Genomic DNA, 15,250 nt, shown 5'->3' on the forward strand with positions numbered 1-15,250 from the left:
CCGCGGGCGCGGCGGGCCGTACCGAGGCACTGGATCGGCAACGGCCCGAGACGGCGGGCCGGCACGCCTTCCAGTATGCCAACTCGCCGCAGACTAAAGCGCATTAGTGCGCGACGGAAGTACGCCGGGAGTATTGACTTCACGGCGGCCCGGGTGCAGTTTTTGTTGCGCTCGCCCTCGTCTCCCCGGTCCGACCGAAGGAGTTCACCGGCCATGCCACCCTCCCGCAGCGCCGCGGTAGTCACCGCCCCGCTCCTCGCCTCCGTTCTCCTGCTCAGCGCCTGCGGTTCCGGCGGGGACGGCGGTGGAGGCGGTGGCGCGGACGGCAAGCCCGAGGGCAGCATCACTTTCCAGACCTGGAATCTGCGCAGCAACTTCAAGGGCTATTTCGACGGCCTGGTGCGTGATTTCGAGAAGGCGAATCCCGGCGTCAAGGTCAGATGGCTGGACCAGCCGGCCGAGAACTACGCGGAGAAGCTCAGCGCGGACGCCGGCGCCGGCACCCTGCCCGACGTCGTCAACGTCTCGCCCGACCTCTCCTATCCGCTGGCGAAGGCCGGGCTCCTGATGAACCTGGACAAGGAGAAGGCGGCCGCCCGCTTCAAGGACGAGTACACGCCGGAGGCCTGGCAGGGCAACACGCTGCCCGGCCTGGACGGTTCGTACGCCTTCCCCTGGTACCTCAACACCGGCCCGCTCTTCTACAACAAGTCCCTCTTCCGGCAGGCCGGGCTCGATCCCGAGAAACCGCCGAAGAGCTACGACGAACTGTTCACCGCGGCCCGCGCCATGGCCGGGAAGCCGGGCGGGCGGACGGCGACACTCGCCGGCACCCCGTCGATCGAGGACTTCGGCCGCTACGGCGTGAAGCTGATGAACGAGGACGCCACCCGGTTCACCTACAACGAGCCCGAAGGCGTCGAGCTGCTGACCCGCTACAAGGAGCTCTACGACCGCGGCGCGCTCGACGCCCAGGCGCTCACCAACACCCCCGAGAAATCCGGGCAGAAATTCCTGGAGCAGAAGGTCGCCATGAATCCGGGCAGCGCCCACGACCTGGGGACGTTCAAGAAGAACGCGCCGGCCCTGTACAGGAATCTCGGCATCACCGACGCCCCGAACAACAACGGCAAGCCGAACATGTACGTGATGGGCCTGGCCGTCAACGCGCGCGGCAAGCACAAGGCCGCGGCCGTCGCGTTCGCCCACTTCGTCACGGACCGCCGGAACCAGGAGGCCTTCGCCCACCAGGTCGCCGTCTTCCCCAGCACCAAGGGTTCGCTGGACGACCCGTACTGGACGAAGGACGACGGCACGGACGAGGGCCGGGTCCGGGTGGCCTCGGCGAAGATGCTCAAGGGCGCGGTCAACTACACGCCCGTGGTGATGAGCGACGAGATGAAGGTCGTGCTCAAGAACGAGGTCGCCAAGGCGCTCCAGGGCAAGAAGTCCCCGAAAGAGGCCCTCGACGACGCCGCCGCGCAGAGCGACAAGCTCCTCAAGCGGAGCTGACGGCCGTGCAGCGCGCCGCCGGGCGCACCCCGGAGCGGCGGCCCGCCCGCGCGGGCCGCGTCCGCACGCACCGGGCCGCCAGCCCCTGGCTCTTCCTGCTGCCGGGCCTCGGGGTCGTCGCCGCCTTCGTCCTCTACCCCTTCCTCAGCACCGTCCACAAGGCGTTCACCGACGCCCGTACGCTCACGCCCGGCACCTGGGTCGGGCTGCGGAACTTCCGGGAGATGCTGGACGACGAACAGTTCTGGGTGGCCCTGCGCAACAGCGTCCTGTACGTGGTCGCGGTCGTGCCCCTCACCGTGCTGCTGCCGCTGCTGCTCGCGCTCCTGGTCCACAAGAAGCTGCCCGGCGTCACGTTCTTCCGCTCCGCGTTCTACACCCCGGTCGTGGCCTCCGTCGTGGTGGTGTCGCTGATCTGGGGATGGATGCTGGACGACCGCGGTCTCGTCAACGGCATCCTGCGGTTCCTGGGCGCCGGGCCGGTCGCCTTCCTCGGCGACCAGTGGCTGCTGCTGCTCAGCGCGATGGCGCTGACGGTCTGGCGGGGCCTCGGCTACTACATGATCATCTATCTGGCGGCGCTGGCGAACGTGCCGCGCGAGCTCCACGAGGCCGCGGCCGTCGACGGGGCCGGCCCCCTGCGCCGCTTCGCCAGCGTCACCGTGCCCGCCCTGCGCTCCACGATGGTGCTGGTCGGCGCCCTGTCGTCGGTCGCGGCGTTCAAGGTCTTCTCCGAGGTCTATCTGCTGGCCGGGCCCACGGGCGGCCCGGCCGGCCAGGACACCACGCTCGTCATGCTCGTCCAGCGCACGGGCACCGGGCTGAACGGGCGGGTGGGCTACGCCTCCGCTCTCTCCCTCGCCGTCTTCGTCCTCACCCTGCTGCTGATGCTGCTGGTGCTGCGCGCCGACCGTAAGGAGGCCGACGGGTGACCCGTACGACCGGCGGGGAGAAGGCCCTGCGCTATCTGCTGATGCTCGCCGTGCTGGCGGTCTCCGTCGGCCCGTTCCTGTGGCAGCTGTCGACCTCGCTGAAGAGCACCACCGAGGACATCTACACCTACCCGCCCGGCCTCCTCCCCGAGCACCCCACCCTGGACAACTACAAGGGCGTCGCCGACATCGTCCCCGTCTGGGACTACGCCCTGAACTCGCTCAAGGTCGCGGCCGCCAACGTCGTCACCAACCTCGTCGGCGCCTCCATGGCCGGCTACGCCCTCGCCCGGCTGCGCTTCCGCGGCCGCAAGGCGGCCGGGCTCGCCTTCGTGGCGGCGCTGCTCGTACCCCTGGAATCCATCGTCATCGCGCAGTTCACCATGATGCGCGACCTCCAGCTGAACAACACCCTCACCGCCGTGGTCCTGCCCGGGGCGGTCGGGGCGCTCAACGTGCTGCTGATGCGCAACGCCTTCGCGAACCTCCCGTACGAGGTGGAGGAGGCGGCCGTGATCGACGGGGCGAACGTGTGGCAGCGGTTCACCCGGATCGCCCTGCCGTCGGTGCGGGGCACCCTCGCCGCCGTCGCGATCTTCGCGTTCATGGGGGCCTGGGACGACTTCCTGTGGCCTTTGATCGTGCTCTCGGACCCGGACCGCTTCACCCTGACCGTGGGCCTGAACTTCCTGCACGGCACGTTCCAGCAGAACCCCCGGCTGGTCGCCGCCGGGACCGTCATCGCCGTCGCCCCGCTCCTCGTGATGTTCGCCTGCCTCCAGCGGTACTTCTTCCGCGGCGTCGGCGAGGGCGCCGTCAAGGGCTGACCGGCCACCGCACCCGCCCGAAGGGACGACACCCGTATGCGCTTCGGCGTCAACTACACGCCCACCCGGGGCTGGTTCCACCACTGGCTCGACTTCGACCTCGACGACATCCGCGCCGACCTCGACTCGCTCACCGCCCTCGGCCTCGACCACATCCGCGTCTTCCCGCTGTGGCCGCTCTTCCAGCCCAACCGGGCCCTCATCCGCCCGCGCGCCGTCGAGCAGCTGGTCGCGCTGGTCGACGCGGCCGGTGAGCGCGGACTCGACGTGGCCGTCGACGGCCTCCAGGGCCACCTGTCGAGCTTCGACTTCATCCCTTCCTGGACCACCACCTGGCACCGCCGCAACATGTTCACCGACCCCGACGTCGTCGAGGCCCAGGAGGCGTACCTGACCGCGCTGGCCTCGGCGCTCGCCGACCGGCCGCACTTCCTCGGCATGACGGTCGGCAACGAGGTCGACCAGTTCTCCGGCGACCCGCACCCCGACCCGGACCGGATCCGGCCCGACCAGGCCGGGCGCTGGCTGGGCCGGATGCTCGACGCCTGCGGGAAGGCGGCGCCGGGGCGGGCCCATCTGCACGCCTCCTACGACGCCGCCTGGTACGACGACACGCACCCCTTCACACCCGCCCACTCCGCGCGGCTCGGCGCCATGACGGCCGTGCACTCCTGGGTGTTCAACGGCACCGCGCAGCGGCACGGGCCCACGGGCGCGGCGACCGAGCGGCACGCCGCCTACCTCGTCGAACTGTCCAAGGCCTGGGCCGACGACCCGGACCGGCCCGTGTGGCTCCAGGAGGTCGGGGCACCGGCCCCGCACATCCCGCCCGAGCGGGCCGCCGCCTTCACCCGGGCGACGCTCGCCCACGCGCTGGACTGCACCGGCCTGTGGGGCGTCACCTGGTGGTGCTCGCACGACGTCGACCGGGCCCTCGCCGACTTCCCGGAGCTGGAGTACGGCCTGGGGCTGTTCACCAACGACCGCCGGATCAAACCCGCCGGGGAGGCCTTCGCCCGCGCGGTACGCGAATGGCACGAGGGCGGACGGGAGCCGGAGCCCCGGCGCACGGCGCTGGTGCTGGACGTGGGGGACGTGGAGACGGCGCCGTCGCGGTCGGTGTGCGCGCCGGGCGGGGCGTTCTTCGAGGCGTGGACGCGGGCGGCCGCGCGGGGGGTTCGGCCCGCCGTCGTGCTGGCTTCGCGGGCGGGGGACGGAAAGTGGCTGGCGGCGCGGGGGATCGACTCCGTCGTGTCGGTGGACGAGGTGGGATAGGTGGCCCCTGCGGGGGGCCTTTTCCCCTACCCGCCCCTTCCCGTAACCGGGGCTCCGCCCCGGACCCCGGTCCTCAAACGCCGGACGGGCTGAAACTTCCGGACTGCCCCTCGCCTGCGCCAAGGAGTCCCCGTGTGTAAGAGAGTCACCCGCCGCTCCGTCCTCCTGACGGCCGCCCTCGCCGCCGCCGCGACCGGTGCGGCCCGTGCGTCCACCGGGAGCGAGGGGACGCTCCAGCCCTACGCCTCCTACTGGTACCCCGACAGCCTCCCGGACGGCTCGCCCGGTGCCGGGATCGTCTGGCGGAGCCTGCGCTCCTGGACGCCCGAGGGTGATGCCGACCTTCCCTTCAACCGGGCCACCGTGCCGCTCGCGGCCCGCTTCACGCCGCCGCCCGCCAACGCCACCGCGCGCGCCGGGCAGGCCCGCGTCAGCGCGCTCGTCTCCTTCGCGCCGACCTCGGGCAACCCCGCGCAGGGCTCGGCCACCGCGGACTTCTACGCCCTGACGCACTGGGCCTACCTCGACGAACTGGTCTTCTGGGGCGGCTCCTCGGGCGAGGGCCTGATCCTCGCGCCCAACGCGCCCGTCGTGGACGCGGCGCACCGCAACGGCGTGCCCGTGCTCGGGACGGTGTTCCTGCCGCCGGCCGCGTACGGCGGGCGGTTGAGCTGGACGCGGGAGCTGGTGCGGCGCGGTCCGGACGGCGGCTTCCCGCTCGCCGACCAGCTGATCCGGGTGGCCCACGCGTACGGCTTCGACGGGTGGTTCCTCAACGCGGAGACCGGTGGCGGCGACGCCCGGCTGGGCGCGGACACCCGTGACTTCGTCGCCCACCTGCGGGCGCGCGGCGAGGGGCTGCGGGTCACCTGGTACGACGCGATGACCGTCACCGGCGACATCTCCTGGCAGAACGAGCTCAACGACCGCAACGCGCCCTTCTTCGAGGCGTCCGACTCGATGTTCCTCAACTTCAACTGGGACCGGTCCGGGCTCGTCTCCTCGGCGCGGCGCGCGGAGGAGCGCGAACGCGGCCGGTACGAGCTGTGGGCCGGCGTCGACGTCGAGGCGAACGGCTGGGACACCCGGGTCGACTGGGACGCGGTCGTCCCGCCGGACGGCCCGCACGTGACCTCGTACGGCTTCTATCGCCCCGAGTGGACGTGGAAGAGCCTGCCCGCGGCCGCCCGGACCCCGGCGGACTTCCACGCGCGCGACGACCGCTTCTGGTCCGGGCACGCCCTGGACCCGGCCGCCCCGGACAGCGGCGGCTGGCGCCCTCCGGCGGCGTCGGTGGCGGACCGCTCCACGCTCACCGCGCTGCCCTTCGCGACGAGCTTCAACACCGGGCACGGGCCGGGCTGGTACGAGCGCGGGACCCGGCTGTCGGACTCCGCCTGGAACCACCTGGGGCTCCAGGACCGGCTGCCCGGCCGCCGCTGGGTGATCCGTACCACCGGCGCCCGGCCCACCGTGGGCTTCGACTTCGCCGACGCCTGGCGGGGCGGCGGCAGCCTTCTGGTGACCGGCGGGCTCACGGCCCCGGCGGCGGTGGAGCTCTTCCCGGCGCGGCTCCCGCTCTCGGCCGCGACGGTCATGGAGCTCGCCCACCGGTCGGACGACGGCTCGGCGGCGGTGCGGGTGGAGCTGGCGCTGGAGGTGGCCGCCGCGCGGGGCGGCCCGTCCCGGCTCGTCCACCTGCCCGCCGGGACCCTCCGGGCGGGCGGGCGCGGCTGGACGACGGCGGCCGTGCGCGTCGGCCGCGCGCTGCGCGAGCGGGCCGGCGGAACGATTCTCTCCCTGGGCGTACGGCTCGTCGCGCCGGACGGCGGGACGGTCCGCTGGCGGCTGGGCGGCCTCGCGGTGCGTGACGCCGCGCCCGCGCCGCCCGGCCGGCCGGGCACGCCCACGGTCACGGCGTCGCGCCCGGGCGCCGACGGGACGGTGGCGCTGCGCCTGGCCTGGACGGCACCCGTCCGCTCCCCCGGGTCCGTACGCCATTACGAGCTGCACCAGCTCCTGCCCGGCGGCGGCCGTCGCTTCCTCGGGGGCACCTGTGGGCATGCCTACTACGTCGCGGCCCTGCGCCGCGCGGCCGGTGAGGCGGCCACGCGCGTCGAGGTGCGCGCCGTGGACGAGCTGTACGCCTCCTCGGCGCCCGCGTCCGTCACCTTCCGCTGGTAGACCCTCTGCGTTAGGACACCGACCTCATGCACAACGACCGCACCCTCACCGAAGCCCGTCTGAAGCGTGTGCTGGAGGAGCGCATCCGGCCCGCCGTGTATCCGGAGTCGGTGCCGCTGGCCGTCTCCGTGTGGCACGCGCCGGGTGAGCCCGTGCCCGTGGCGGAGGGCCTGGCCGCCGCCCGGACGCCCATCGAGGTGGGTGCCGAGTGGGGGCCGCCGTGGGCCACGAGCTGGTTCACCGTGACCGGGCGGGTGCCGCGGGAGTGGGCAGGCCGGACGGTCGAGGCGCTGCTCGACCTGGGCTTCGACGAGAACATGCCCGGTTTCCAGTGCGAGGGGCTCGTCTACCGTCCGGACGGCTCGCCCGTGAAGGGCCTCAACCCCCGTAACCAGTGGGTGCGGATCGGGGACCACGGTGGCACGGTCGCGGGCGGCGAGGAGGTGCTGCTGCACATCGAGGCGGCGGCGAACCCGGTGATCCTGGACTACCGGCCGTTCCGGCCGACGGAGCTGGGCGACCGGGAGACGGCGGACCCGGCGCCGCGCTACCGGCTGGCCCGGATGGACCTGGCCGTCCTGGACCGGACGGTCTGGGAGCTGGTGCAGGACCTGGAGGTGCTGGGCGAGCTGATGGCCGAGCTGTCGCCGGACTCGCCGCGCCGCTGGGAGATCCTGCGGGCGGTGGAGCGGGCGCTCGACGCGGTCGACCTCCAGGACGTCGGGGGCACGGCGGCCCGGGCGCGCGTGGAGCTCGCGCCCGCCCTCGCCGCGCCCGCGCACGCCTCCGCCCACCGGATCAGCGCCGTGGGGCACGCGCACATCGACTCGGCGTGGCTGTGGCCGCTGCGGGAGACGGTGCGCAAGGTGGCCCGTACGACCGCGAACATGACGGCGCTGCTGGAGGACGAGCCGGAGTTCGTCTACGCCATGTCCCAGGCGCAGCAGTTCGCGTGGGTCAAGGAGCACCGGCCGGAGGTCTACGCGCGGGTGAAGAAGGCCGTCGCGGAGGGCCGGTTCGTGCCCGTGGGCGGCATGTGGGTGGAGTCCGACACGAACATGCCCGGGTCGGAGGCGCTGGCGCGACAGTTCGTCCACGGGAAGCGGTTCTTCCTGGAGGAGTTCGGCATCGAGACGGAGGAGGTCTGGCTGCCGGACAGCTTCGGCTATTCGGCCGCGCTGCCGCAGCTGGTGCGGCTGGCGGGGGCGAAGTGGTTCCTGACGCAGAAGATCTCCTGGAGCCGGACGAACAAGTTCCCGCACCACACCTTCTGGTGGGAGGGCCTGGACGGCACCCGGGTGTTCACGCACTTCCCGCCGATCGACACCTACAACTCCCAGCTTTCGGGCCAGGAGCTCGCGCACGCGGTCCGCAACTTCCAGGAGAAGGGCGGCGCCACCCGGTCGCTCGCCCCCACCGGATGGGGTGACGGCGGGGGCGGGACGACGCGCGAGATGCTGGCGCGGGCGAAGCGGCTGGCGGATCTGGAGGGTTCGGCGACGGTCGTCTTCGAGAAGCCGTCGGCGTTCTTCGAGAAGGCGCACGCGGAGTACGCGCACGCGCCGGTGTGGGTGGGCGAGCTGTATCTGGAGCTGCACCGGGCGACGCTGACCAGCCAGGCCCGCACCAAGCAGGGCAACCGGCGGGCGGAGCACCTGCTGTACGAGGCGGAGCTGTGGGCGGCCACGGCGGCGGTGCGGACCGGGTTCGCGTATCCGTACGAACGGCTGGACCGGATCTGGAAGACGGTGCTGCTGCACCAGTTCCACGACATCCTGCCGGGCACGTCCATCGCGTGGGTGCACCGCGAGGCGGCGGCGACGTACGCGCGGGTGGCGGCGGAGCTGGAGGAGATCGTCGGCGACGCGCTGGCGGCGCTGGCGGGCGACGGCACGGGCGGCGGGACGGTGGTCTTCAACGCGGCGCCGCACGGGCGGGGCGGGGCCCCGGCCCACGCCGCGTGCCTCGTGCCGGACGAGGCCGCGCCCCCGGCCACGGCCCGGCCGCGCGAGGGCGGCGGTTTCGTCCTCGACAACGGGCTGCTGCGGGCGGAGGTCGACGGGCGGGGGCTGGTGGTCTCCGTGCTCGACCACGAGGCGGGGCGGGAGACGATCGCGCCCGGGGCGGCGGCCAACCTCCTCCAGCTGCACCAGGACTTCCCGAACATGTGGGACGCGTGGGACGTCGACCTGTTCTACCGGAACACGGTGACGGACCTGACGGACGTGGAGACGATGGAGCTCACGGACGAGGGCACCGTGCGCGTGGTCCGGGCCTTCGGGTCCTCACGCGTCGAGCAGGTGCTCTCGCTCCCCGGCGGCGCGCGGCGGCTGGACATCGAGACGGTGGTCGACTGGCACGAGACGGAGAAGTTCCTCAAGGCGACCTTCCCGCTCGACCTGCACGCCGACCGTACGGCGGCCGAGACCCAGTTCGGCCACCTCTACCGCCCCACGCACACCAACACCAGCTGGGAGGCGGCGAAGTTCGAGGCGTGCGCGCACCGGTTCGTGCACCTGGAGGAGCCCGGCTGGGGCGTGGCGGTCGTGAACGACTCCACGTACGGCTACGACGTGACGCGCACGGTGCGGGACGCCTCCTCGGGCGCCCCCGGCACCACGACGACGGTCCGCCTCTCCCTCCTGCGCGCGCCGCGCTTCCCCGACCCACGCACCGATCAGGGCGTGCACCGCTTCCGCTACGCGCTGGTGCCGCACGCGTCCGTGGGGGACGCGGTGCGCGAGGGGTACCGGATCAACCTTCCGGAGCGGCGGGTGCCGGGCGGCGCCGCCGTGGCGCCGCTGGTCCGCGTCGACAACGAGGCGATCGTGATCTCGGCGGTCAAGCTGGCCGACGACGGCAGCGGGGACGTGGTGGTGCGGCTGTACGAGTCGCTGGGCGGCCGGGCCCGGGGAACGCTGAGCGCGGGGTTCGCACCGGGGACGGTATCGGTGTGCGACCTGCTGGAACGGCCGTCGGAGACGGTCACGGCCGAGGAGAGGCGGGTGCCCCTGTCGCTGCGGCCGTTCGAGATCGTCACGCTGCGGCTGGCCCGCGCCTGAGCGAGCCGCCCCGCACGGCTGCCGGGCCGCCCCGCTCGACGAGGCGGCCCGGCAGGCACACCCGAGCCGGGCGGACCGGGGCTACGCCCCCAGCGCCCCCATCAGCATCGGGAACGACGCCACCAACTCCCGCTCCCAGTACGGCCACGTGTGCACCCCCGCCGACGCGCACACCGTCGCCGGGATCCGCAGCTCCGCGAGCCGTTGCCGCAGCTCCTGGTTCATGCCGTGGATCGCGCGCTCGATCCCGTCGTCCGTGCCGTGCGTCGCCGGGTCCGTGCAGCGCGACGCGGGCGGCGCCGGGTCGCCCCATTTCCAGTCCGGGCCCTTCTTCGTGCCGTCGCCGTAGGAGAGGTACAGCGGCGTGCCGGCGAGCTTCGCGGCCTGGTACAAGGGGCTGTTGCGCTCCCAGAGGGCCCGCTGGCGCACATCGCCGGGGTCGGTGGTGTCGAAGGGGTATCCGGGCTCGCCCCACACCCGCTGCCAGTCCGTGAGGCACACGAGCCCTCCGGCCTTGACCGCGTCGGGGCCGTCGAAGCCGCCGTCGGGCGACTTGTGGAGGAGGTTGACGGCGCCGCTGTAGGACGCGGCCGCGCGGAACTCGCCCGGGCGGGCGGCGGCGAACTTCAGGGCGCCCAGGCCGCCCATGGACAGGCCCGCGACGGCGGCCCGCCGGGCGTCCGCCCCGTACGTCCGCTCCAGCAGCGGCCGCAGCTCGTCCAGGAGGTAGGTCTCCCACTTGGGGGCGCCGCCGCGGCCGTGGTTCCACCAGTCGCTGTAGGCGCTGCACCCGCTGGTCTCCGGCATGACGACGATCGCGTCCCGGCCGGCGACGAGCTCCTCGACATGGGTGTTGGCCGTCCAGTCCTTGTGGTCACCACCGCCGCCGTGCAGCAGCCACAGCGTGGGCCACGTGCGCTTGGCGCCCGGTCTCCAGGTCTTGGGCAGCAGCAGCCGCACCCACTTGGTGTGGGTCAGTCCGTCGATCTCGGGGGACCGGACCTCCACGTCGCGCGTGCGGTCGTCGATCCGCACCTCCCGCACCACCCGGGCGGGGTTCTCCACCGGGGCCTCGGCCCCCGCGGGCGGTGCGCCGGCCGCCGTCAGCAGCAGTGCGAGCACGGCGAGGGCCCAGCCGGCCCGCGCCCTGCCCCCGTTCCTTCTTCGCGAAGCCTCGTGCACCATGCGATCGCCCTTCACATCGGTGATGGCGGGCATATTACGGTGACGGAGTGACGACCTATGTGGCGCTGTTGCGCGGTATCAACGTCGGCGGCAAGCAGCGCGTGCCCATGCAGACCCTGCGCGCGCTGCTGACCGGGCTGGGCTGCGGATCCGTGCGGACGCACCTCAACAGCGGCAACGCCGTGTTCACCCACCCGGACGCCGACGAGGAGGGCCTGGCCGCCGGTCTGGAGCGGGCGATCTCCCAGGAGCTCGGGCTGACCGTGAGCTGTCTGGTCCGCACCGAGGGTGAACTGCGCCGGGTGGTTGACGGTAATCCGTTCGCCGGACAGGAGGTCGACCCGTCGCGCTTCCTGGTGACGTTCCTCTCCGGCCCGGTCGACCCGGCCGCCGTCGCGGACCTCGACCCGGCGGAGTTCGCGCCCGAGGAGTTCGCCCTGGGGGAGCGCGTCCTCTATCTGCACTGCGCCCTGGGCATCCGGGACTCCCGGCTGGCGAAGAAGCTGACGGAGCGGCGCCTGGGGGTCGTGGGCACCGCGCGCAACTGGAACACCGTCACCAAGCTGGCCGCGATGGCCCGGGACTGACCGCCCGGCCAGCCGTGCGGGACCTCCGCTTAGCATGCGGACATGAAACTCCGTCTCCCCCGCCGGCGCCGCGGGCGGCTGGTCGCCGCCCTGGCCGCCGGCGCCGTCCTCGCCGGGGCCGGCACCTGGACCGCGGCATCGGCCTCCGGCGGTGGTGCGCCCGTGCACCGCGAGGACCGGTTCCTGACGATGCCCGAGGAACCGGGCGGCAAGGGCACGGTGCGGATCGACACGTCCTTCTACACCGCCGGCGGCCCGGACCGCAGGCCCGCCGTCCTGCTGGCGCACGGCTTCGGCGGCAGCAAGGACGACCTGCGTCAGCAGGCCGAGGACCTGGCGCGCGACGGCTACGCCGTGCTGACCTGGTCCGCGCGCGGCTTCGGGCGCTCCACCGGCCGGATCGGGCTCAACGACCCCGACCGCGAGGTCGCCGACGCCCGCCGGCTGATCGACTGGCTGGCCGCCCGCCCCGAGGTCCGCCTCGACAAGGCCGGCGACCCCAGGGTGGGCATCGCGGGCGGCTCGTACGGCGGCGCGGTCGCCCTGCTGGCCGCGGGACACGACAAGCGCGTGGACGCCATAGCCCCGCAGATCACCTACTGGAACCTCGCCGACTCCCTCTTCCCGTCCGGCGTCTTCAAGAGCCTGTGGTCGGGCGTCTTCTTCACCACCGGGTCGGGCGGCGTCCCGGCCGGACCCCTCGGCGGGGGCAAGGCCGCGGCCCCGCCCCCGCCCGGGAAGCCGGGCTGCGGCCGGTTCGAGACGACGCTGTGCGCGATGTACGAGCGGGTGGCCGTCGCCGGGGCCCCGGACGCCGCGGCGCGCGAGCTGCTGGAGCGGCGCAGCCCCTCGGCCGTCGCCGCCGGCATCAAGGTGCCCACGCTCCTGGTCCAGGGGCAGGCCGACTCGCTCTTCCCGCTCGACCAGTCCGACGCCGCCGCCCGCGCGATCGGCCGGAACGGCGCGCCCGTCTCCGTCGACTGGATCGCGGGCGGCCACGACGGCGGCACCGACACCGAGGCCGGCCGCGTCGAGGGCCGCGTGAAGGCGTGGTTCGACCGCTATCTGAAGGACGACGAGGGCGTGGACACGGGCCCCGCCTTCCGCGTCAGCCGGACCGGCGGCATCGACACCACTGACGGCAAGGCCCGGCTGCGCGGCGCGAGCGGGGACACCTACCCGGGGCTGCGCGGCGACACCCGGACGGTCGGTCTGACCGGCCGCCCGCAGACGTTCGGCAACCCGGCGGGCGCCACACCGCCCGCGATCTCGGCGGTGCCCGGCCTGGGCGGGGTCGCCCAGCTGTCGGGGCTGGGGGTCGGCGTCTCGCTGGACTTCCCCGGTCAGCACGCCCGCTTCGACTCCGCCCGGCTCACCGAGGGCGTCCGGGTGACCGGATCCCCGACCGTGAAGGTCAAGGTCGCCTCCGGCAGCGGGGACGCCGTCCTCTTCGCCAAGGTCTACGACGTCGGCCCGAACGGTCAGCAGGTGCTGCCCGGACAGCTGGTCGCCCCGGTCCGCGTCGAGGGCGCCCGCGACGGCAGGACGGTCGAGCTGCGGCTCCCCGCCGTCGACCACGTCTTCGAGTCCGGGCACCGGATGCGGCTCGTGCTCTCCGCCACCGACCTCGGCTACGCCTCACCGGTCAGGCCGGCCACGTACACCGTCGCGCTCGCCGGTGACGGCCTGAGCGTGCCGACCGCGCCCGGCGTGCGCACCGCCTCGGCCGCGCTGCCCTGGTGGACGTGGGGGCTGCCGCTCGGCGGCGCGGCCGTCGCGGCGGCCGTGCTGCTGACCGGCCGCCGGCGCACCACCGCCGCCGCGCCCGATCCGGCGCTCGCCGAGGTGCCGTTGCAGATCACCGGCCTGAGCAAGCGGTATGCCAGGTCCGCCGACCGGTACGCGGTGCGGGAGCTGTCGTTCCGGGTGGAGCGCGGCCAGGTGCTGGGCCTGCTCGGCCCGAACGGCGCGGGCAAGACGACCACTCTGCGCATGCTCATGGGCCTCATCCGCCCCGACGGTGGTGAGGTGCGGGTCTTCGGGCACGCGATCCGGCCCGGCGCCCCGGTGCTGTCGCGGGTCGGGGCGTTCGTGGAGGGCGCGGGCTTCCTGCCGCACCTGTCCGGGCGGGCCAACCTCGACCTGTACTGGCAGGCGACCGGCCGCCCGGCCGAGGACGCGCACATCGAGGAGGCCCTGGAGATCGCGGGGCTCGGCTCCGCCCTGGAGCGGGCCGTACGGACGTACTCCCAGGGCATGCGGCAGCGGCTGGCGATCGCGCAGGCGATGCTGGGCCTGCCGGACCTGCTGATCCTCGACGAGCCGACCAACGGGCTCGACCCGCCGCAGATCCGCGAGATGCGCGAGGTGATGATCCGTTACGCGGCGGCCGGCCGCACCGTCATCGTCTCCAGCCATCTCCTCTCCGAGGTCGAGCAGTCCTGCACGCACCTGGTGGTGATGGACCGCGGCCGGCTGGTGACGGCCGGGCCCGTCGCGGACATCGTCGGCTCCGGCGACACCCTGCTGGTCGGCGTGGAGGGCGAGCTGCCGGAGCCGGTGGTGGAGAAGGTGGCGGCGCTGCCCGGTGTCGCCTCCGCCGTCCGCGGCGAGGACGGGCTGCTGGTGCGGCTCGACGGCATGAGCGCCGCCACGCTGCTGGTGGAGCTGGTCCGGCTGGAGGTCCCGGTGGCGCGCGTGGGTCCGCACCGCCGTCTCGAGGACGCGTTCCTGACCCTGATCGGAGGCCCGTCATGAGCTCGGTGACGCAGGCGGGACAGGCCGCGCCGGAGTCCGCCCCCGGCTACCGCGCCCGGCACACGCTGCCGCTGCGTGTGGAGGCGATGCGGCAGCTGCGGCGCCGCCGCACCCTCGTGGTCGGAGCGGTGCTCGCGGTGCTGCCGTTCGTGCTGATCGCGGCCTTCGCGATCGGCGGGGAGCGCGGTGGCCGGGACAACAGGGTCACCCTGATCGACACGGCGACGGCCTCGGGCGCGAACTTCGCGGCCACGTGCCTGTTCGTCTCGGCGGGCTTCCTGCTGGTGGTGCCGGTGGCGCTGTTCTGCGGTGACACGGTGGCGTCGGAGGCGGGCTGGTCGTCGCTGCGCTACCTGCTGGCGGCGCCCGTGCCGCGCGCCCGCCTGCTGGCGAGCAAGCTGACCGTGGCGCTGGCGTTCAGCGCCGCCGCGATGGTGCTGCTGCCCGTGGTCGCCCTGGCGGCGGGCACGGCCGCGTACGGGTGGGGGCCGCTCCAGATCCCCACCGGCGGGGCGCTGCCGGCCGGCACGGCCACCGCGCGGCTCGCGATCGTCGTCGGGTACGTCTTCGTCGGCCAGCTGGTGACGGCCGGTCTGGCGTTCTGGCTCTCGACGGTCACGGACGCCCCGCTGGGCGCGGTCGGCGGCGCGGTGGGCCTGACCATCGTGGGCAACGTCCTGGACGCGGTCACGGCCCTCGGCGACTGGCGCGACCTGCTGCCCGCGCACTGGCAGTACGCGTGGGCGGACGCGCTCCAGCCGCATCTGGAATGGGGCGGGATGATCAAGGGCGTGGCGGTGTCGGCGGGTTACGCGCTGGTGCTGTTCGCGCTGGCGTTCCGGCACTTCCGGAACAAGGACATCGTGTCCTGACCGGCGCTCTCCGCCGCACGGGCCCCTCCGGCCACCGCCGGAGGGGCCCGTCCGCGT

10 protein-coding genes are annotated in these 15,250 nt (G+C 73.7%); 9 read left to right on the forward strand and 1 reads right to left on the reverse strand.

The annotated features are described in order from the left end of the window. Positions 1-213: 213 nt before the first annotated feature. The 6 genes from SMD11_RS03735 to SMD11_RS03760 all read left to right on the forward strand — a co-directional run bounded on the left by SMD11_RS03735 (position 214) and on the right by SMD11_RS03760 (position 9,792). Positions 214-1,512, forward strand: coding sequence for an ABC transporter substrate-binding protein (locus SMD11_RS03735; RefSeq protein ID WP_087925056.1), 1,299 nt, complete (start codon positions 214-216; stop codon positions 1,510-1,512). A gap of 5 nt (positions 1,513-1,517) precedes the next feature. Beyond that, positions 1,518-2,444 (forward strand): carbohydrate ABC transporter permease, encoded by a 927-nt coding sequence (locus tag SMD11_RS03740; RefSeq protein ID WP_087925057.1) that lies wholly within the window; start codon positions 1,518-1,520, stop codon positions 2,442-2,444. 41 nt (positions 2,445-2,485) lie between these two features. Further along, on the forward strand, positions 2,486-3,271 hold the full coding sequence (locus SMD11_RS03745) for a carbohydrate ABC transporter permease (protein ID WP_087930269.1): 786 nt from the start codon (positions 2,486-2,488) through the stop codon (positions 3,269-3,271). A gap of 36 nt (positions 3,272-3,307) precedes the next feature. Then, a complete protein-coding gene (locus SMD11_RS03750; protein WP_087925058.1) occupies positions 3,308-4,546 on the forward strand; it encodes a glycoside hydrolase 5 family protein in 1,239 nt (412 codons plus the stop codon). A 132-nt stretch (positions 4,547-4,678) separates the two neighbouring features. Beyond that, a complete protein-coding gene (locus SMD11_RS03755; protein ID WP_234365879.1) occupies positions 4,679-6,730 on the forward strand; it encodes an endo-beta-N-acetylglucosaminidase in 2,052 nt (683 codons plus the stop codon). 26 nt (positions 6,731-6,756) lie between these two features. Further along, the gene (locus tag SMD11_RS03760; RefSeq protein WP_087925060.1) at positions 6,757-9,792 is read left to right on the forward strand and encodes an alpha-mannosidase; all 3,036 of its coding nucleotides are present in this window, start codon (positions 6,757-6,759) and stop codon (positions 9,790-9,792) included. A gap of 81 nt (positions 9,793-9,873) precedes the next feature. Here the strand turns inward: SMD11_RS03760 and SMD11_RS03765 are convergent, their stop codons facing one another. Beyond that, positions 9,874-10,977, reverse strand: a complete 1,104-nt coding sequence (locus SMD11_RS03765; protein WP_159395210.1) for an alpha/beta hydrolase — start codon at positions 10,975-10,977, stop codon at positions 9,874-9,876. 47 nt (positions 10,978-11,024) lie between these two features. On the opposite strand from SMD11_RS03765, the gene SMD11_RS03770 reads away from it, so the two are divergent. From SMD11_RS03770 to SMD11_RS03780, 3 genes are read left to right on the forward strand one after another with little or no spacing between them, the layout of a single operon-like run. Next, positions 11,025-11,564 (forward strand): DUF1697 domain-containing protein, encoded by a 540-nt coding sequence (locus SMD11_RS03770; RefSeq protein WP_087925062.1) that lies wholly within the window; start codon positions 11,025-11,027, stop codon positions 11,562-11,564. Positions 11,565-11,606: 42 nt separating this feature from the next. Continuing rightward, positions 11,607-14,321, forward strand: a complete 2,715-nt coding sequence (locus SMD11_RS03775) for an alpha/beta fold hydrolase (RefSeq protein WP_087925063.1) — start codon at positions 11,607-11,609, stop codon at positions 14,319-14,321. After that, positions 14,318-15,193, forward strand: a complete 876-nt coding sequence (locus SMD11_RS03780) for an ABC transporter permease (protein WP_087925064.1) — start codon at positions 14,318-14,320, stop codon at positions 15,191-15,193. The genes SMD11_RS03775 and SMD11_RS03780 overlap by 4 nt, the downstream gene beginning before the upstream one ends. Positions 15,194-15,250 lie beyond the last annotated feature (57 nt).

The sequence above is a fragment of the Streptomyces albireticuli genome, assembly GCF_002192455.1.
Taxonomy (GTDB): domain Bacteria; phylum Actinomycetota; class Actinomycetes; order Streptomycetales; family Streptomycetaceae; genus Streptomyces; species Streptomyces albireticuli_B.